The 18530-nt window shown below is 51.7% G+C and carries 17 protein-coding genes and 1 other RNA gene; 6 read left to right on the top strand and 12 right to left on the bottom strand.

Going from position 1 to position 18530, the window contains the following annotated elements; all coding sequences use genetic code 11:
* Positions 1-144: 144 nt before the first annotated feature.
* The gene (locus NST37_RS10095) at positions 145-882 is read right to left on the bottom strand and encodes a LytTR family DNA-binding domain-containing protein (protein WP_003387408.1); all 738 of its coding nucleotides are present in this window, start codon (positions 880-882) and stop codon (positions 145-147) included.
* A complete protein-coding gene (locus tag NST37_RS10090) occupies positions 882-2633 on the bottom strand; it encodes a LytS/YhcK type 5TM receptor domain-containing protein (protein ID WP_003387409.1) in 1752 nt (583 codons plus the stop codon). Before NST37_RS10090 ends, NST37_RS10095 begins: the two co-directional genes overlap by 1 nt.
* Before the next feature lie 151 nt (positions 2634-2784).
* On the opposite strand from NST37_RS10090, the gene asnB reads away from it, so the two are divergent.
* Positions 2785-4638 carry an asparagine synthase (glutamine-hydrolyzing) gene (asnB, locus tag NST37_RS10085; RefSeq protein ID WP_031931755.1) on the top strand — a complete coding sequence of 618 codons (1854 nt, stop codon included), beginning with the start codon at positions 2785-2787 and terminating at the stop codon, positions 4636-4638.
* A 140-nt stretch (positions 4639-4778) separates the two neighbouring features.
* Here asnB and NST37_RS10080 read toward each other — a convergent pair.
* Both NST37_RS10080 and rnpB read right to left on the bottom strand, forming a co-directional pair.
* Positions 4779-6109 (bottom strand): IS1182 family transposase gene (locus NST37_RS10080; RefSeq protein WP_122958896.1). Its coding sequence is split into 2 segments (ribosomal slippage): positions 4779-5569 and positions 5569-6109, totalling 1332 coding nucleotides; the frame shifts between segments, so codons are not numbered across the junction.
* Positions 6110-6300: 191 nt separating this feature from the next.
* Positions 6301-6686, bottom strand: an RNA gene (gene rnpB, locus NST37_RS10075) — RNase P RNA component class B.
* 160 nt (positions 6687-6846) lie between these two features.
* On the opposite strand from rnpB, the gene NST37_RS10070 reads away from it, so the two are divergent.
* The gene (locus NST37_RS10070; RefSeq protein WP_003387412.1) at positions 6847-7377 is read left to right on the top strand and encodes a gamma carbonic anhydrase family protein; all 531 of its coding nucleotides are present in this window, start codon (positions 6847-6849) and stop codon (positions 7375-7377) included.
* Between the two features lie 20 nt (positions 7378-7397).
* Here the strand turns inward: NST37_RS10070 and NST37_RS10065 are convergent, their stop codons facing one another.
* The gene (locus NST37_RS10065; RefSeq protein ID WP_003387413.1) at positions 7398-8084 is read right to left on the bottom strand and encodes a DUF1385 domain-containing protein; all 687 of its coding nucleotides are present in this window, start codon (positions 8082-8084) and stop codon (positions 7398-7400) included.
* A gap of 76 nt (positions 8085-8160) precedes the next feature.
* On the opposite strand from NST37_RS10065, the gene yfkAB reads away from it, so the two are divergent.
* Complete coding sequence (yfkAB, locus tag NST37_RS10060; protein WP_339186627.1) at positions 8161-9276, top strand: radical SAM/CxCxxxxC motif protein YfkAB; 1116 nt, start codon at positions 8161-8163, stop codon at positions 9274-9276.
* Between the two features lie 28 nt (positions 9277-9304).
* Complete coding sequence (locus tag NST37_RS10055) at positions 9305-9559, top strand: alpha/beta-type small acid-soluble spore protein (RefSeq protein ID WP_003387415.1); 255 nt, start codon at positions 9305-9307, stop codon at positions 9557-9559.
* A gap of 72 nt (positions 9560-9631) precedes the next feature.
* Here NST37_RS10055 and NST37_RS10050 read toward each other — a convergent pair whose 3' ends face one another.
* The 5 genes from NST37_RS10050 to NST37_RS10030 all read right to left on the bottom strand — a co-directional run bounded on the left by NST37_RS10050 (position 9632) and on the right by NST37_RS10030 (position 13866).
* The gene (locus NST37_RS10050; RefSeq protein ID WP_003387416.1) at positions 9632-9820 is read right to left on the bottom strand and encodes a hypothetical protein; all 189 of its coding nucleotides are present in this window, start codon (positions 9818-9820) and stop codon (positions 9632-9634) included.
* A gap of 98 nt (positions 9821-9918) precedes the next feature.
* Positions 9919-10713, bottom strand: coding sequence for a carbon-nitrogen family hydrolase (locus NST37_RS10045; protein ID WP_122957741.1), 795 nt, complete (start codon positions 10711-10713; stop codon positions 9919-9921).
* A 147-nt stretch (positions 10714-10860) separates the two neighbouring features.
* Entirely contained in the window at positions 10861-11172 is a 312-nt protein-coding gene (locus tag NST37_RS10040) for a LysM domain-containing protein (protein ID WP_003387418.1), read from the bottom strand.
* A 158-nt stretch (positions 11173-11330) separates the two neighbouring features.
* On the bottom strand, positions 11331-12107 hold the full coding sequence (locus tag NST37_RS10035) for a HipA family kinase (protein ID WP_339186776.1): 777 nt from the start codon (positions 12105-12107) through the stop codon (positions 11331-11333).
* 229 nt (positions 12108-12336) lie between these two features.
* The gene (locus NST37_RS10030) at positions 12337-13866 is read right to left on the bottom strand and encodes a fumarate hydratase (RefSeq protein WP_003387420.1); all 1530 of its coding nucleotides are present in this window, start codon (positions 13864-13866) and stop codon (positions 12337-12339) included.
* Between the two features lie 191 nt (positions 13867-14057).
* Between NST37_RS10030 and NST37_RS10025 the strand changes: the two genes are divergently transcribed.
* Together NST37_RS10025 and NST37_RS10020 are read left to right on the top strand one after the other, a co-directional pair.
* On the top strand, positions 14058-16094 hold the full coding sequence (locus NST37_RS10025) for a beta-propeller domain-containing protein (RefSeq protein ID WP_339186626.1): 2037 nt from the start codon (positions 14058-14060) through the stop codon (positions 16092-16094).
* A 76-nt stretch (positions 16095-16170) separates the two neighbouring features.
* Complete coding sequence (locus NST37_RS10020; RefSeq protein ID WP_003387422.1) at positions 16171-16857, top strand: hypothetical protein; 687 nt, start codon at positions 16171-16173, stop codon at positions 16855-16857.
* 82 nt (positions 16858-16939) lie between these two features.
* On the opposite strand, the gene NST37_RS10015 is transcribed toward NST37_RS10020, so the two are convergent.
* The gene (locus NST37_RS10015) at positions 16940-17629 is read right to left on the bottom strand and encodes an MBL fold metallo-hydrolase (RefSeq protein ID WP_003387423.1); all 690 of its coding nucleotides are present in this window, start codon (positions 17627-17629) and stop codon (positions 16940-16942) included.
* Positions 17630-17713: 84 nt separating this feature from the next.
* Positions 17714-18517 (bottom strand): ABC transporter ATP-binding protein, encoded by an 804-nt coding sequence (locus tag NST37_RS10010; protein ID WP_031931750.1) that lies wholly within the window; start codon positions 18515-18517, stop codon positions 17714-17716.
* Positions 18518-18530: the final 13 nt, after the last annotated feature.

Raw genomic sequence — 18530 nt, 5'->3', positions numbered from 1 at the left:
ATCTCCCCTTGTCAAGAATGTGTAACCGCGCCATTGAAAGCGCTTCCTTATTTTACAAAAAAATTCCCAATATTGTTTACATTTGCGCGCGACATGCAAAAAGTAGCGCGTCAAAAGCAAAAAATACGGGATCAAAGTCAAGCTCTACCCTTCCAGGCGTTTCAGCAGATCTTTTGCTGCGGTCCGGGAGACGGGAAGCCGAACCGGATTGGGCCCTTTCAGGATCAGATTGTACGCGCCGTTGAACCACGGCTGAAGCTCGCTTACATACTGCAGGTTTACCAGGTAGCTTTTATGCGTCCGAAAGAACGGGTAAGCCTGGAGCTTTTCCTCCAACTGCTGCAATGTCATGCGCGTCGTATACACTTCCGACTCCGTCCAGATTTGAACGACTCGCTCATCCCGGACAGCGTACATCACGGTGCTGGGATCGATCACCACCAAACGGTTGTTGTCCTCGATGATCATCTTCGCTACCTTCGAGGGATTCGGCAAAGCAGATGGCGGAGCCGTTTCCGAAAGCCGTTTCCTCAACCGTTGCAGTGTTTCTTTCAGCCGCTGCGGTTCTGTCGGCTTTAACAGGTAATCGACCGCATTCAGCTTGAACGCTTCGACAGCGTAGTCTTCATGTGCAGTGGAAAATACGAGCAGAGGCCGTTTCTTGCGGGCGGCCAACATGCGCGCGGCCTGGTCCCCCTCCAGCTCCGGCATTTTGATGTCGAGAAACACCACGTCCGGTTCGTATTCCTCTACCAACTGCAGAAGCTCGCGGCCATTTGTCGCACAGGGCAGTACCTCCACATCGGCCTCCTGCTCCAGCAAATAGACCAGCTCCTCCCTCGCCAGCCTTTCATCCTCTGCGATCATGATTCGGATCTGCATCAGGCATCTTCTCCTCGTCTATGTGGAATTGCAAACTGGATGCGGCAGCCTCCTTCCGGCAGGTTGGAAAAATGGAGCTTCGATTCCGGACCGAGAAGGCTGATTAAACGCTGGTTGACATTGTATACGCCGATGCCGTTGCCGTCTTTGCTCTCAAGCGGCGTATTGCCCAGCTTGTCCAGAAGCGGCTCCGGAACGCCTGCACCATTGTCCTCGACCACGACGGAGATGCAGTCACTCTCCTCTCTGACCGCAATGGCGATACGTCCGCCGCTCGGCTTTCCGCTAAGGCCGTGCTGGATGCTGTTCTCCACCAACGGCTGCAAGGTGCCGAACGGAATCAACGCCTGCTCCACACCCGGCTCTACCTCGCGCGAAACCGTAAATTGCTCTGCAAAGCGTATGCTGATAATTTCCAGATACGCATTCAGGTGCTGCAGCTCCTGCCCGACGGATACGAGCGGCGTCGAGGTCATTTTCAGGTTGAGCCGCATGAAAACCCCCAGCTGAATCGTCATGTGGCGGGCGAGATCGGGGTTGATCCGAATCAGCGTAACGATCGAGTTTAATGTATTAAACAGGAAATGGGGATGAATTTGAGCCTGAAGCATTCGCAGCTCTGCGTCCTTCATTAACCCCTTCATCTTCTCTGCGAGGGTCAGCGTCAATTGGTTGGACAACAGGTTTCCCAGACCTTTAGCCAGCGCCCCCTGAATTTTGCCGATCTGCTGCGGCCGCTTGAAATACAGCTTGATCAGCCCGACGACGCTCTCTCCTTCTCGGATCGGGACGACAATGGCTGCCTGCAGCGGACAATTGTTTCGCTCGCACGGAAGATGCTCGCGGGAAAGACTCGTCTGTATCCCTCCGGTGTAGATGACGCGGCGGGCCAGCTCACTGCGTATCGGCTCCCCGGCTACATGGTGGTCCGAACCGGCGCCTACGTGGGCTAGCAGCTGCTCTCTGTCTGTCACGGCGACTGCGCTGGCCTTCGCCTCTCTGAGCAGGATATAGGCTACGGATTGGGCCGTCTGGGGAGTCAAGCCCATCTTCAGATGGGGCAGGATGCGCTCGGCAATCGTGAATGCCCTCTCCGCCTCCATCGCGGCAGAGCGTTCTTCTTCGCGGAGAGCGACGCGGATCATCGTCGTGAAAATGGCGATGGAAATGCTATTGGTAAGCACCATGGGGATGCCGATAATATTCACAACCGTGCGGACTAGCTCGGGAGGCTGAGCCAATATGAGCAAAAGCGACATCTGTATGATCGGGGCAAACATTCCGATGAACAGCGCTTTGGACGGAGAAATTACGCGCTCTTGCGAGAAAAAGCGGGCAACATATCCGGCCAGAAGGCCCGTAATCGGGCTGGACAAGCCAAACGCCCAGGCGCCAAGGCCACCCAAGCTGAACAAATGGCAGCCCGCGATCAGTCCGGCCCCCAGTCCCACGAACGGCCCTCCGAGAAGGCCGCCAATCACGACACCGACAAGCGTTGAGTTTGCGATCACTTCACTTGACTGAAGCGGAAAGATCCAGAAAGCCGGGTTGTACGTCTCCTCGTGGACGACCACTCCCGCATACGTGCCTGCAATGCCAAACAGCCCGAATAACAAAGAGTACGCCACCGACGTCCACAATTGCAGCTCGCGGTCGAGTAATTGGCGAAACAGCGGAATTCTCGTCAGGATAAAGGCGATGGTAAGCAGGATGCCCATCCTCTCGATCAACAGCAGCGTCAAATGCTCCAAGGCCCCTACCTCCGAAAAAAGTCATAAATAGGCATATTCTAACAATTCCGCTTTTTCCTCTGCTTTCCCTTCTGGGACAGACAAACGAAACAGGTGATTTGCATATGATAGCTTTTGCCTAAATTTTCTACAGCAGGAAGGGTGAAGACGAATGTGCGGAATTACCGGCTGGATCGATTGGGAGAAGGATCTTACCCAAGAACACGCTGTTTTGCAAGCAATGACGCGGACTTTAACGGATCGGGGACCGGATGAAGAAGGATATTGGTGGGCAGACTCCAAGCATGCGGCCTTCGGTCATCGCCGTCTGGTCGTCGTCGACCCTGCCGGTGGGCGTCAGCCTATGTCACGACAGCAAAATGGGCGGGCGTATACGCTCGTTTACAATGGGGAGCTGTACAACACGGAAGATATTCGACGGGAGCTGATTGCCCGCGGCCATTCGTTTCGCTCCCACTCGGATACAGAGGTTCTGCTCGCCGCTTATATCGAATGGGAAGAAGACTGCGTGCACAAGCTCAATGGCATATTCGCCTTCGCTGTTTGGGATGAGCAGAGGCAACAGATGTTTTTGGCGCGTGACCGTCTAGGGGTAAAACCGCTCTTTTACGCGAAAAGGGGAACCGCTTTTTTATTCGCATCGGAGTTGAAAGCTTTATTGGCTAATCCTTTGGTAAAACCCGTCTTGTCGCGGGAAGGGCTGGCAGAAATTTTTGTGCTCGGACCCTCGCGCACCCCTGGGCATGGCGTCTTTCATGACGTCCATGAGCTGCGGCCTGGCTGCCATTTGACCATTTCTCGCGAAGGCGTTTCGATCAGGCGCTACTGGAGCCTGGAGAGCCAGCCTCACGAGGATGATGTCGAACAGACGGCTGCTACCGTGCGCCAGCTTTTGGCCGACTCGATCAAACGGCAGCTTGTCTCGGATGTCCCGATCGCCACACTGCTGTCCGGCGGTCTTGATTCCAGCGCAATCACGGCGGTCGCTGCAGCTGTGTTTCAGGAGGAAGGCCGAGGCGCTCTCCATACCTACTCCATCGATTATGTGAACAACGCTTCTCATTTCCAGCAAAGCGACTTCCAGCCGACCGATGACGCTCCTTTCGTCCGCTTGATCTCCGAACGGTTCGGCACCGTTCACCACACCCTCGAATTCGATACCCCTGAATTGGTCAGCGCCCTGCATACCGCACTTTTCGCCCGTGATCTTCCGGGGATGGCCGATGTCGACTCCTCTCTCTATCTGTTCTGCCGGGAAATCAAGAAAGAGACAACTGTCGTCTTGTCGGGAGAATGCGCCGACGAAATGTTCGGGGGCTATCCGTGGTTCCATCGGGAAGAGCTGCTTGGCGCGAATACCTTTCCCTGGGCGCAAGCTACCCGGGAGCGTGCCGGCTGGCTTTCCGCCGAGATGAGAGACTGGATCAGGCCCGAGGAATATGTAGCCCAACGCTACGAGGAGACGCTCGACGAGGTGCCCCGCTTGCCTGGCGAAAACCCGCTTGCGGCTAGAAGACGGGAGCTGTTTTATCTGAATCTCACCTGGTTTATGAATACCCTGCTGGATCGGAAAGACCGAATGAGCATGAAGGCAAGCCTGGAGGCGAGGGTTCCGTTTTGCGACCATCGACTGATGCAATACGTCTGGAATATTCCTTGGGAGCTAAAAAACTGGGGTAATCGCGAAAAAGGGATTCTCAGAAAGGCACTGGAAGGAATCGTTCCGGAAGAAGTGCTGTACCGCAAAAAAAGTCCATACCCGAAAACACATAACCCGGCCTATACGAAAGCAACGCGCTCCTGGCTCTTGAACGTGCTGGAGGACAGCTCTTCGCCATTGCATCAAGTCATTGACCAAACCCGGGTCAAAGCCTTCGCGATGTCAGAAGCTCAGGCCTCGGGAAAACCCTATTTCGGCCAACTGATGGGCAGCCCGCAGATGTTTGCCTACCTGGCATCGATTGACCTGTGGATGAGAGAGTACAACATCACCATTTCTTCGTAAATTAGCGCAAATGCCAAAAAAACCGTCTGAATGAACTCAGACGGTCAGGCTGTCGAGAAACCCCACAATATGTTGGAGTTTCTTCTTTCATAACAATAAAATTGAGCACGAAGTGCTGGAAGTCTTAGATAGCACCACACCTAACATGCCTTTGCAAGGTGGAGTGCTATCTTTTTTATATTTTGAACGGTTGCTGTCAGCAACGCTTGCTCTTGGACATTTTCACGTCCGCGCAACCTACAATAGCGAAGTCCATGCAGTTCTTTGGCATCTGCAAAACTTCGCTCTATCGTTTGGTATCTCAACCTGTATAGGTATTTTCCTGACTTACTTAAGCGGTTCTGTCGAACCCATTCTTTACTCTCTTCCCATACATGCCTGGTTATCACCTTTTGGTGATTTTTTGACCGTGTACACATAGTGAGCATCGGACATGCCTTACATATTTCTTTATTTGACTTATACATTCTGTATCCGTTACGGTCAGTTGTCGAATAAGCAAGCTCATGTTTTTGGGGGCAAATATAGACATTCTTTTCGGGATCATATTTAAACCGCCATTTGGCGATAAGGCCTTTAACAGGTGAAAAAGCTCGATGGCCAATGACGGCAAAGATATTTAGATCGTGCAGAGCCTTGCAGATTGGAGTAGTTAAATAGCCAGCATCCAATGCAACGGCTTCAATGGTATCTGTAAACCCAAACTTCTCAATTTGGTGTTGTAGCCGATCTACATAAGGAACAGAATCATGAACGTTACCCGCAGTCACGTGTACATCAGTTATGATATTGTACTTATGATCGACTGTCCGATGATCGAGATAGAAAAAGCCTTCAGGCTTTCCGTCACGAACCATGTAACCACTGTCCGGATCAGTAGTACTCACCTTGATTTCCTTTTCTTCCTTCACATCCTCTCTAGGCTTCAATCCTTTTTTCCGTGTGCTTCACGGTCTTCATTAATGGCTGCTTCTAAATCACTAAGGTAGGCTCGACTAGATTTTTCAATAACATGCTTCTTAAATTTACGTTTGTTCGCATTTGCTTTCAGATGAGTGGAATCACTTATCAAAACACGTCCGCCAACCATGCGATGTTGGATAGCAAGGCGAACGATTTCATCAAAAATCTCTTGGAAAACATTTGTGTTTTTAAAACGAGTTCGACGATTCCAACTGATGGTAGTGTGGTCTGGAACTCGATCTGTTAGTGAAAGGCCAAGAAACCAGCGGTAAGCGATATTCGTCTGAATTTCCTTTTCGAGTTGTCTTTCTGACCGGATACCGTAAAGGTATCCAATGAAAATCATTTTAAATAAAACCACCGGATCAATGGCTGGTCTACCGTTATCTTCACAATAGTATTGGCGTACTTTTTCTCGGATGAAAGAGAAGTCTACATGCTTTTGAATAACTCGTAGCAAATGGTCCTCCGGGACCAACTCATCAAGGCATACAAATTCATATTGCATTTGTTGCTTTTTTTCATTAGAGGAAAGCACAATAATCACCCGCCAGTAAATGTAATTACAAGAATATTATAACACATTAACGCGGTGTCGTCATAAAATACAGGGGAATAAAAATGGCTGTCGACTTTCTCGACAGCCTGACCGTCTGAATGAACTCAGACGGTTTTCGTTGTTTCGTGATAAGCAAGGAATGCTGTAAGCCAGGTTCTGTCTCTCCCGTGCTGCAAACGGATCTGCTCCTCGCACCAAGAGCGGTAGTCATCTATCTATGGCATCCGAGATGCCATCCGTCCCTCCGTTCAGTTCCTTCGGGACGGTTCCCCTACCAAATTTGGGTTTCTCGCTCGCAGGGTTTACCGCGTTCCATCTCCCCTGTCGCCAGGGAAGCTACGTTTCTGTGGCACTTTCAGCGTACTCGGGTCTCTGGAAGAGAACCCTTTCCACGCCGTCAGCGAAGCAAATGCCTCGCTGCCCTGGTTTGCACCAGGTACGAACACTCCAGACATCTCAGTCTGGGCGAGCCTGGACTTTCCTCTACCGCCGACCATAAAGGCCGCGGCAGCGACTACCCGCATTCCTTGCCCACTCGTATGAATCAGCAATAAATAATGTACCATATCTGTGTTTCCCGGTCAACCGAAAGCCGCTGGAAGCACTGGAAATTGTTAATGCAGCAGCGTTGTAGTACAATATGGGATGTCATTTGCAAGCCATACCCCAAGACAGGAGAGATTTCGATGCTGCTGTTACCTTTTGAGAATCACGTCCCCCGCATTCATGAGTCTGTCTTTCTTGCAAAAGGCGTCGTCATCTCCGGCGATGTTACGATTGGAGAGGATACGTCGATCTGGTACAATACCGTCATCCGCGGAGATATTGCTCCCACCGTCATCGGGCGCAGGGTAAGCGTGCAGGACAACAGCACGCTGCATCAAAGTCCGGGAAACCCGTTGATCGTGGAAGACGAAGTGACGATCGGACACAATGTCGTTCTGCACAGTTGCGTGATTCGCCGCGGCGCCTTGATCGGCATGGGCTCTATCGTGATGGATGGAGCGGAGATCGGCGAGGAAGCAATGGTTGGAGCGGGAGCGCTCGTCCCACCGGGTATGAAGGTCCCTCCTCGCACTCTCGTCATCGGCTCGCCCGCCAAAATCAAGCGCGAGCTCACGGAAGACGACTTCAAGGAGCTTCGGCGCATCCGCCAGTCTTACGTGGACAAGGGCAAGATTTACCGCAAATTGGAAGAACAACCGCTCTCCAGATGATGATGGAGAGCGGTTTTTTCTTATGCTGCCTCGGTTGCTTGCAATTCCTTGCTGCGAATGTACTCAAATTGGCGATAGGAGCGGATGGCTGTCTCCAGATGGAGGCGGTTTGGTTCTTTGGTGGTCAAGTACCGCTGGAAGAAAGCCGAAATGCGGTACAGGAAGCCGCAATATTTTCGCAGCAGCTTATCCCCTACCATCCCGATAAAAATTCCCGCACATCCGGCAGCTACGCCAAAAGCGAGCGGAACGAACGGAATGGCCAGAAGAAATCCGGCAAAAAAACAGACGACGAGGTTCGTTGAGCACCCGGCGTTCACGATGTCCGCCCGGGCGATTTCCTCCCACGACTCCAGCCGCTTCTCTCCTCTGTAGCTGAAGACTTTATGCTCGGCACCGTGAAATTTTTTCAATTCACGTGGAAACACGAAGTGAAAACCGGCCACATAAATGGCTGCCCACCACGGATCGACTACAGCTGCTTCCGGGTAGACCAGCGCCGCGAGCACATACAAGACAAGACCCAGATGCAACAGTTGGTAGTACCAAGGGAAAGAGAAAAAGATCCGCACCCACAGCTTGCCGATCGTACGCAGGCTGATTTTCTCGGCCCATACTTCAATCACACCGTTTTTGACTTCCGCACAAGCCAGGACGTTCCGATCATGAAACAGGACACCGCGAGCAAAAGAAATCCCCATAATCATGGTTTATCTATTCTCCTTCCGTTCCATCATCAGTATAATTAGAGGAATGTACGCAGAATGAAGGAGGGGTCAATCCATGATCCGTATGGTACCAACTACACCGCTTACACCTCAGCACGACCCGTGGGAGCCGCTTTTTCATGCGACGCCGCCTGCCTACAAGCTGACAAGTGTCGAGTTTACGGTTACCAACCTGTGCAACCTCCGCTGCGAGCATTGTGCAGTTGGTGACACCCTTCGTTTCAAAGACGATCCTGCCCTGCCGATCCAGACCATCCTGAATCGTCTGGATGAAGCGCAGGACCTCGCTACTATCAGTATAACAGGCGGAGAACCAATGTACAGCGAGCGCACCGTCAAGGAAATCATTCTCCCGCTGCTTCGCTACGCGACGGACAGAGGCCTTCGCACCCAGATCAACTCCAATCTGTCGATGCCATTTTCCAGGTATGAAATGATATTGCCTTACATAGATGTGATGCACATGTCCTGGAACTGGGCGACGTCCGAAGAGTTCCGTACCATTGTTTACGCAAAAAGCAGGCAGATGGTTTCTTCCAAACAGGCTGAACAGCAGTTTGCCACGATGTGGTCCAATGCGCAGAAGCTTGCCGACGCCGGCGTTTTTGTCTCTGCCGAAACAATGCTAAACCCCCGAACATACCAGAAATTGGATATCCTTCACAAGCAGATTCAGGAAATGGGCTGCCTCCGTCACGAAGTGCATCCCATGTACGCCAGCGATTTCGCACGTGAACTGGATGTTTTGACTTTGGATGAGCTTCGTCAAGCTGTTGCACACATGCTGGAAATCCGCAATGAGAATTTGTGGATGCTCTTTGGCACCTTGCCGTTCTTTGCCTGCAGTCCATTGGAGGCGGACAGAGAACTGATCCTGAAGCTGCGGGAGGCCAAAAACGTAACGGTACGCAACGATCCGGACGGCCGAAACAGACTAAACGTAAACGTCTTTACCGGAGACGTCATCGTCACTGATTTCGGAGATGTCGCTCCTTTGGGCAACATCCAGACCGACCGTTTGGATACCATGTTCAGCCGCTGGCAGGAGCACCCGCTGAACCAAAACATCAACTGCTACTGTCCGGCTGCCTCTTGTGCCGGCCCCAACCTGCTGGTTGCCAACACCTACTATGCAAATGAAAACTTTAAAGAGAGAAAAGCGCTGATTTAATGGGCAAACTACCTGTGAGGTGATTTGCATGAGCAGGCGTAGAAGACGTCCTCTCGTACCGCAAGCACAGGCAGGACTGGACCAGTTGAAGGCCAGGGTGGCCGGTGTCAATCAACCCGAGCAGGCGAAATTTGAGGTTGCCCAGGAGCTGAATGTCCCTTTGCAAAACGGATACAACGGCCAGTTGTCCGCTCATGATGCAGGGCGTATCGGCGGTCAGTTGGGCGGGGGCATGGTAAAGGAATTGGTTCGAATGGCGATGGAGCAGCTTCCCCGCAAATAACCTGACCAAAAAGAAAGAACCGCATCGTATGCAGATGCGGTTCTGCTGTTTTTCATCATCTGGTTATTCGTTTCAGCGAAGCCGATCTAACTGCTTGACGCTTGATTTTCTCGGCCCAAGCATGGAGCGGCTGATGTTGTTTACTTTGTGAAACGAATCAAACATTTGGTCCAGGACCTCGATCAGCTCCCGTACCTGCACCACTTTTCCGTATACACCGTCAAAATGGTGACGAACGTTTTTTCCATTCAGCCGAAACATGACCGCACCTCCTCTGTTCCTCTCCTACCACCGTATGCGATACGGGCGTCAACGGAGAGAGGGAAACGCCGGTCCATCCGCCCATTTTTTGAGAAATTCTAGAGGCGATACAGGTCCGGACGGCGATCAGCAATTACAGGAATTCGGCTTCTCACTTCATCTACGAGGGAGAGGTCAATCTCCGCCCTGATGATCTCTTCCTGCTGCATGCCTTCGGCGATAATTTCCCCCCAGGGGTTAATCACCATGGAATGCCCGCAAAATGTATTTCCGTTGCCCTCCCCGACGCGGTTGCAGGCGATGACGTACATCTGATTCTCAATCGCGCGTGAAATCAAAAGCTGGCGCCAGTGATGAAGCCGGGGATGGGGCCATTGGGCACAAACAAACAGAGCCCGTGCTCCTTGCAAAGCATGCACCCGCACCCACTCCGGAAAGCGAATGTCATAGCAAATGACGGAACTGACTGGCTGACCATCCAATATGTAAACGCCTGGGCGATCTCCGGCGGCAAGAAACTTTTCCTCTTCCATCAGTCGAAACAAATGCGCCTTTGAATAGCTGCCTGCAAGTTTCCCGCTGCGATCAAACACAAACGTTGTATTGTACATCCGACCACCCCTGTTTTCCGCGACGGAACCGCCGATTACATGGGCCTGCAGCTTTTCTGCCGCATCGCTCAGCAATTGCTTGGCTCGCTCGCCGTTTTTATCAGCGATTTCATCCAGCCGCTTCAAATCATAGCCTGTATCCCACAACTCCGGCAAGAGGACCACATCCGGTCTTTCGTCTGACGATTGGAGTTGATTGACAAAATTCCGAATCGCCTCTACATTTTTTTCCGGCTGTCCAAAAGCAATATCCATCTGCAGCAAGGCAACATTCCACTTCATCTGTTTCCCCCCTGACTTTATTCTCTTAATCGTAGCCTTCACTCCACAGGAGTTCAAGCATAATTGTCGATTTTGCCAGGGGTGCCATCGGGCAACCGGAAAGAAAAGAGAGGGCCCGAGGCTAACCCCGGGCGGGCTTGAAAAAGATTACGTGCGTGGACGCGGCCGTGCCTCCAGACGAGTTACCCGTGTTTCGAGACGATCGACGCGCCGATCCAGTTCACGAATATTGCGCTCGGCACGGTCCATGCGCTCATTGAGACGGCGGATACGGCGATCTACATCGTCGCGCGGCGGTTGAGGCGGACCTGGCTGTCGAACGGGCACCCAGATCGTTTGACCGATATAGATGTAGTACGGGGCGGGGATGTTGTTCACTCGAATCAGTTCCTGTACGGGAACCCCGAAGCGGGCGGCAATCGCATTTAATGTATCCCCGGGTTGGACTACGTAGTTCACGTAAACCACTCCTTTTTGTATTTGATTCGTTATTAACCTATGCCCGCCCGCCTGCCTGTGAAATAAGCGATCACCCATTTTCCCAAGATTGGTCAAACACCTACGCCATTCGCCGTGACAGGCTCTTACGCATAAAAAACATTCAGAGAGCCACAGGGTTACAGCAAACCAGGTTTGTTCTGCTTGATTTGATCGAGAATATCCAGCATGATCAAATCTATGCATTTTTGACGATATTGCAATAATCTTCGCAGAAATTCCTTTTTTCGTTTCGTCAACGCGAGCTGTTTGGGAACAGTGTCGATGGCACGAGTAATCTCCGATTCAGGCAGCCCTTGAATTCTATTTACCATTTCGTCTACAGCCGACCTGTTGCTTAAAACAACCTTCTTCATGCCAGTGGGAATTCTCATGCTTTTTTTTAACTGAGGGTGCTTGAATCCCTTCACACGAGCAAATGGAGAATTGGTAGGCGAGCCAAGCAGTGCGCTCCCATGGTCGATTAAATACCAGTTGTACTTTTCCTTCGTACTGTCCCGATAGAGTACGAGATTGACACTCGTGCGGTCCTTGTTCAATATCCATGCGTCAAACACGATCACTTGAGCCAAACGCTTGATATCGTTCACAAACCACTCCGGACAGTATTTCACCTCTTTTTTTGCCCGCTCCCACGTGATGACTTCTTTTGCGTTCACACGCCTTGAAATATAGCCCCTCACCTTCCTTCTGTCGGGGCCTGACACCATGGCCGGTTTAAAGTTTGCTACCGGAAATCCCAGGCTTTTTGCAAGGGAAATCGCAAGGTATTCGTTCACGATCATTTGGCGATACTTCCTGCTTTTTTTAGTCCTTTTGTATGGATACTTAAAAAAACCGATGTTTCCTCGTTTATCGCGAACTTTCCAGACTTTTTTTCTCGTTTCTCTCTTCATGCGCCCTGCATATTTCCACCTCATTCGGTAAATGTTCCTTTCTGCTGATCATAGGTACTGATACAGAATATGGAATTTACACAGATTTGAACCGGGCATACATTTCAAAAAGCACCAGTTCCGTCTGTGTACGCTGTCACTTCCTTTCTACACGGTTCCTAATCCAGCAAAAAAGTCACCGGCAGCGTTTCCACTGCTGGTGACTTTTTGTCCCATACTCGTATTCTTTTTATTTAAAAACAGGCTCCGCGAACTGTGCCAGTTTTTCCATCGAGCTCTTTTCTACATCTGCATGCAGGCTGTTTCCATGGGAGTCCATCGTAACGATGGCAGCAAAGCCTTTCACGCGAAGGTGCCACATCGCTTCTGGAATACCGAATTCCATAAAGTCGACACCTTCAACCTTTTCAATACAGTCTGCATAATACTGAGCTGCTCCCCCGATCGCGTTGAGGTATACAGCACCGTGCTCTCCCAGCGCCTTCAGCGTTTTTGCGCCCATGCCGCCTTTTCCGATGACAGCCCGAATGCCAAATTTCTTGAGGATATCGCCCTGGTAAGGCTCCTCGCGGATAGATGTTGTCGGTCCGGCTGCTTTTACGTGCCACTCGCCCTGCTCGTCTTTCAGCATAACAGGACCGCAGTGGTAAATGACGCCGCCATTCAGGTCAACCGGGCAATCGTGATCCATCAGGTATTTGTGCAGGGCATCGCGTCCGGTATGCATGATACCGTTGATGATGACGACATCCCCTACCTTCAGGCTGCGAATTTGCTCCTCGGTGATTGGTGCCTGAAGCACAACCTCACGACGCTCTGCCTTTGGCTGGTCGGTTTCCGCATCGAGGTTCATGGCAACCGGCTCATCCTTGTACAGGTAACGAATGATTTCGCCCGTTTCTGCATTGAGGCGGACACCTTGACGGCGGAACGCCCAGCAGTTGTAGGCTACAGATACGAAAAAGCTGGCTGGCAATCTGTTCTCAACGCCGATTTTGCAGCCGAGCAGCGTGGAAACGCCTCCGAAGCCCATCGTACCGATACCGAGCTCGTTGGCTTTTTCCATGATGTATTTCTCCAGCTCGGCCAGCTCGGGAATTTCGTTCACATCGTCGACGCGACGGAACAGCTGGTGCTTGGCCAGCGCATAGCCGGACGTCCGGTCGCCACCGATGCCCACTCCGATGAAGCCGGCACTGCAGCCTTGTCCTTGCGCCTGGTAAACCGAGTGCAGGATGCACTTGCGAATGCCGTCAAGATCGCGGCCTGCTTTTCCGAGGCCTTCGAGCTCACAGGGGAGGGAGTACTGGATATTCTTGTTTTCACACCCGCCGCCCTTGAGGATCAGCTTGATTTCGATTTCGTCTTCTTCCCACTGTTCAAAGTGAATGACGGGCGTTCCCGGTCCCAGGTTGTCCCCGCTGTTCGCACCAGTGAGCGAATCTACGGAATTGGGGCGCAGTTTTCCGGTTTTCGTCGCTTCCACGACGGCTTCATAAATCGCTTTTTTGATAACGAGCTGATTTACGCCGACCGGGGTCTTGATTTCAAAGGTCGGCATTCCAGTATCCTGGCAAATGGGGGAAACGTTGTCTTCCGCCATCTTGATATTTTTTGCAATGGTTGACAATGACAGAGCAGCGCGTGTGCCCATGTCTTCTTTTGCTTTCGCGTCGTTGATGGCGCGGCGCACGTCCGGAGGCAGGTTCGTCGAGGTTTCGGTAATCAGCTCCAGGATGCTTTGCTTCAATGTATCCATCTTTGTCGCTCCTTTTTAACCATCTGTAGTATCGATATCCTAAACCGCCTCTCATTATATCACACTGCTTCGCTTTCGTCCGTAGAATGTGCTTCCCGGGGTGTGAAACATTTCCCCCCACCTTCCGTCTAAAGGATAGAAAAAACTGGTTCTGCCGGTTTGCCGGAACGAATGATAAGGGGCGTATTCAAATGAAAAAATGGATGAGTGGAATGTTGGCAGGCGTAATCGCCATAGCTGCTGTACCTGTTTGGATGAGTTTCGAGAGCCTGGGGGAAAAGGAAGCGGCGGCTTCAGCGAAAGTGGCTGTCGCTTCTGCAAAAGAATCCACACCTACCGATCAATCAGCACTGCCAAAGGGGGCCGACCAGCCTCTTCCGGTCGTCGGTTCCTACGAGAAGCTAAAGAAGCTGTTGAAAGACTATGAAAAAGGCCATGGCATCCAGTATGGGGTAACTGAGACAGAAGCGATGGAAGCCGTACCGGCGATGGAGGGAGCACCGGTGCTCAAGGCAAAAACGGCAGCGGCTCCAACCCCGGATTCCTCTTCCTACTCCTCTACCAACGTTCAGGTACAGGGAGTCGACGAAGCGGATATTGTCAAAACGGACGGGACGTATTTGTATCAGGCGACCCCCGAAGAAGTGCGGATCAATCGGGCAAAACCCGCAACAAGCATGGAGCTCGTCAGCAGATTGAGCTTTTCCGGCGATGAATTCTCCCCGCAGGACATGTACATCGATGAAAAGCGGCTGATTGTGATCGGACAATCGCGTCCGAAAGCCGTGCGCGACCATATCATAACCAATGAAAAACGGTTCATGCCCGGCCACTCGAATACAATGGTGCAGGCGCTCATCTACGACATCTCGGATAAGCACTCTCCCCGTTTGACCAGAGCACTGGAAGCAGACGGCTACTACGTGTCCTCCCGGAAGATCGGCTCCAGCTTCTATCTGGTGACCAACAAGGGGATTGATTGGTATGCGCTCTCCAGCCAGTCTCAGGAAGTGCCCGGACCGCGTTACCGGGATACAGCACAAGGGGATGATTACAAGACGATCGGCTACTCGGCGATTCGCTACTTTCCTGAAGCGATTCAGCCTGGCTACCTGATCGTCGCGGGAGCCAATCTCGATAACCCCAAGCAAGCCGCTTCCATCCATACGTATCTGGGCTCAGGCGAAAATGTCTACGCTTCACCGAATAACCTGTACGTGGCAGTCACTCAGCAAGAGGTGGAGTCAGCGGGCAAAGCAAAGAAATCGCTGATCGCCGGCGGCCCCGTTCCAATCATGAAGAGCGAAACGTCTCTCTACCGCTTTTCCATGAAAAACGGAAATCTTGCCTATACGGGAAAAGGGACTGTTCCGGGCCGCATGCTGAATCAGTTTTCCCTAGATGAGCACAACGGCTATCTGCGTATCGCGACAACCACGGGAGACATGTGGCGAACAGACGAGAATACCTCCAAAAACAACCTGTATGTGCTCGACTCACAATTGCAAGCAATAGGAAAGCTGGAAGGAATCGCCCCTGGCGAAAGAATCTATTCTGTGCGGTTTATGGGGGACAGAGCCTATATGGTTACCTTTAAACAAGTGGACCCGCTGTTTGTAATCGATGTCAAACAGCCGGATTCACCCAAAATTTTGGGCGCTCTGAAAATTCCCGGCTACAGCGACTACCTGCACCCGTATGATGAAAACCATATCATCGGATTTGGCAAAGACGCCGTGGCCGACAAAGAGACCGCTTTTTACCAAGGAATGAAGCTGGCTTTATTCGATGTCACGGATGTGAGCAAGCCGGTGGAGAAATTCCAGACAGTCATCGGGGATCGCGGAACGGATTCCGAGCTGCTGTATGATCACAAAGCGCTGCTGTTCTCCAAGGAGAAACAGCTTTTGGCCTTCCCTGTGTCGGTTCACGAGCTGACAGCGGAGCAAAAGGCGGAAAAAGATATTCGCGCTTACGGAAGCTTCTCTTTTCAAGGAGCCTATGTTTACAGGCTGAATGAGCAGGATGGATTTGTCTTGCGCGGGACCATTACCCATCTGAATTCCGACGATATGAAAAAAGCCGGCCAGGATTGGTACGACAGCGCAAAAAACGTAGAGCGGATCGTCTACATCGGCGATACGCTGTACACGATCTCACGAGATCAGGTGAAGGCAAACAGCCTGCAAACCCTGACCGAAACGAACACACTGATGTTGTCCAAATAGAAGCAACCATCTGTCAAGGCTGTCCATTCTGTGCTAAGATAAAAAAGAGACACAGCAGAGAGAGGGTGTCACCCGCTTGGAATATTTGGACCTAAATCTGACATCGACGCTTTCAGGCGTGGCCGTCGTGCTGGTAGTAGCCTTTTTGCGACTGCACTGGCCGTTTCGCTACCAATACATCGGACATTTTTTCAGGCAAAATCCGGAAAGACGCAAGCGCTGGCTAGACGCTTCCTATCGGCGCAATCGCACGCGGACGGTCGCCATGCTGGATAAGTCAACATTGGAAATCCTGTCGGGAAACTATGAATTGGCAGAGAAATATATTGTACAGGGCCTGAATGTATGCAAGGAACGCCCGTCCCTGTTTAATCAGGCAATGGTGCATTACCTCTTTTACAACCTTGCCTTTGTCTACTTTACGAGCGGCAAGTACTCGGAAGCGCTGGAAATCGCTTTTCGCGTCTATCAGCGGGATCAAGGCATGACCGACTCGCTTGGATTGATTGCCTGCTCACACGCCCGGCTGGGTGAGATCGAGAGCGCGATCGAAGCCTACAGCCTGATACCAGGAAAGCGTTCAACCCGAGAATGGAAGCTCCTCTGCCTGGCCGAAATCGAAGCAGCCAAAGGCAACTACGAGAGAGCAATTACTCATTTGCATCAGCTCATGACAAAATCCGGCCTTTCACTTTGCCTGAATCGCGCAGAACTGGAGAAGCGTCTGGAAGAATGGACGAAAGCTTCCACCCAAGCTGGATAACTAGTGATAGGCGTCATCGAAAAAGAAGAACCGTACCAACGTTTGCCGTTGCGCGGTTCTTCTTTATTTCCATGCCATTTTGTTATCCCCGAACAATCCCGATCAATTCCTGAAAAAAAGGGGCAATGTCGCCGCGCAGGATCGGGCCATGCCCTGTAGCCAAATACTCAATCGGCCAGTCCAGCAGAATTTCCAATCCTTCCGCAAAGCCTGCGGCCTTTTCCGGTTCCTCGTCCTTGCATCGCTGGATGAATTGCCTGCAAGCGTCACGCTGCAGCGTGCCGTAGTCGACAAGTTGTTCCCATGGCGTACTGCCGAAGTGGATGTGATCCCCGATAAAGCAAATTTTCGTATCCGGATCAAAGAAGGCGACAGATCCCTCCGTATGGAAGGGAAGCTGCCGAAATCGAAGACACGGCAGGTCTCCTCCAGTCCCCGTGAACGTATGACCGAAAAAAGTCTGGGAAAAATCGTCTAGCTCATAGTAGTCTTCGAGATGAATCCAATTATGCCGTGAGGGGAAAAGATCGGCGTTTCCGATATGGTCAGCATGACGATGCGTGAAGTATACATAGGCAATCTGCTCCGGTTTGACTCCGATCTCCACAAGTGCCTGCTGGAAGTAGGGGCGGTGCTTGCGAAGATGGGAGTCCACCAGCACAAACGCATCGTCTTTCGCAATCACATAGCTGTTGATATAGCTTTTCCACGCTTCTTCATAGGTCAGGATCGCCCACGTGGACTCGGCGATTTGTTCCGTTACGTTCGTCAAGCTACCATCTCTCCTCTCCTTCCAAGAGTATATTCCTAATCTTATTATACACGAATGCCCGAGGGTGTGGCTGAAAAGTCGCGCTTACCTGGCAGGCGAAGCTTCACCCAGACTCACCCACACCCGTCCGCTAACCTCGCGAAGCTCCAAAGGAACGCCAAAGAAACCGCTCAGTACTTCTTTTGTCAATACATCCAATGATTGTCCAGCTCGCACGACCTGCCCTGCCTTTAACAGCAGGGTATGAGTAAAGCATGGCAGAATTTCCTCGATATGGTGGGTCACATACAGTAAAGTGGGACCGTCCGGCTGCTCGGCGACCCGTGCGATCATGGACAAAAGCTGTTCCCGTGCCAGCAGATCCAGGCCTGTACAAGGCTCGTCCAGAATCAGCAGTCGCGGAGAAGCCATCAAAGCACGGGCAATCAGGACTTTTTGCCGCTCCCCTTGGGATAGTGTCCGAAATGGCGAATGACGCAAATGCCCGCAGCCAAACTCCTTCAGCAAGGCATCGGCCCGGTCAATATCCTCTGCCGACGGTTTTGTGTACAGCCCGATCGTAGCCTCGCGTCCGCTCAACACCACCCTCTCGGCAGTCTCATTCTCATGCAGCTGAGACATCAGCGAGGAACTGACCCAGCCGATTGATTTGCGCATGTCGCGCAGGTCCACTTCGCCGTATCGGTGACCCAATACAGACACTTGCCCCTTTGTCGGCCAAGTATAGCCGCAAATAAGATTGAGCAGGCTCGTTTTACCTGAACCATTTTGGCCGACCAGACACCAGTGCTCCCCTTTTTTTACCTGCCAATGAATATGGCGCAAAATATGTTTCTCTTCTCTCTGCCAGGAAACATCGCTGATATCAATGACAAATTGATCTAGCATGCCCCCTCACTCC

The organism is Brevibacillus sp. FSL K6-6036 (genome assembly GCF_037964015.1).
GTDB lineage: Bacteria > Bacillota > Bacilli > Brevibacillales > Brevibacillaceae > Brevibacillus > Brevibacillus borstelensis.
The sequence above is the reverse complement of the archived record's forward strand: the minus strand, read 5'-3'. Positions and strand labels throughout refer to the sequence as shown.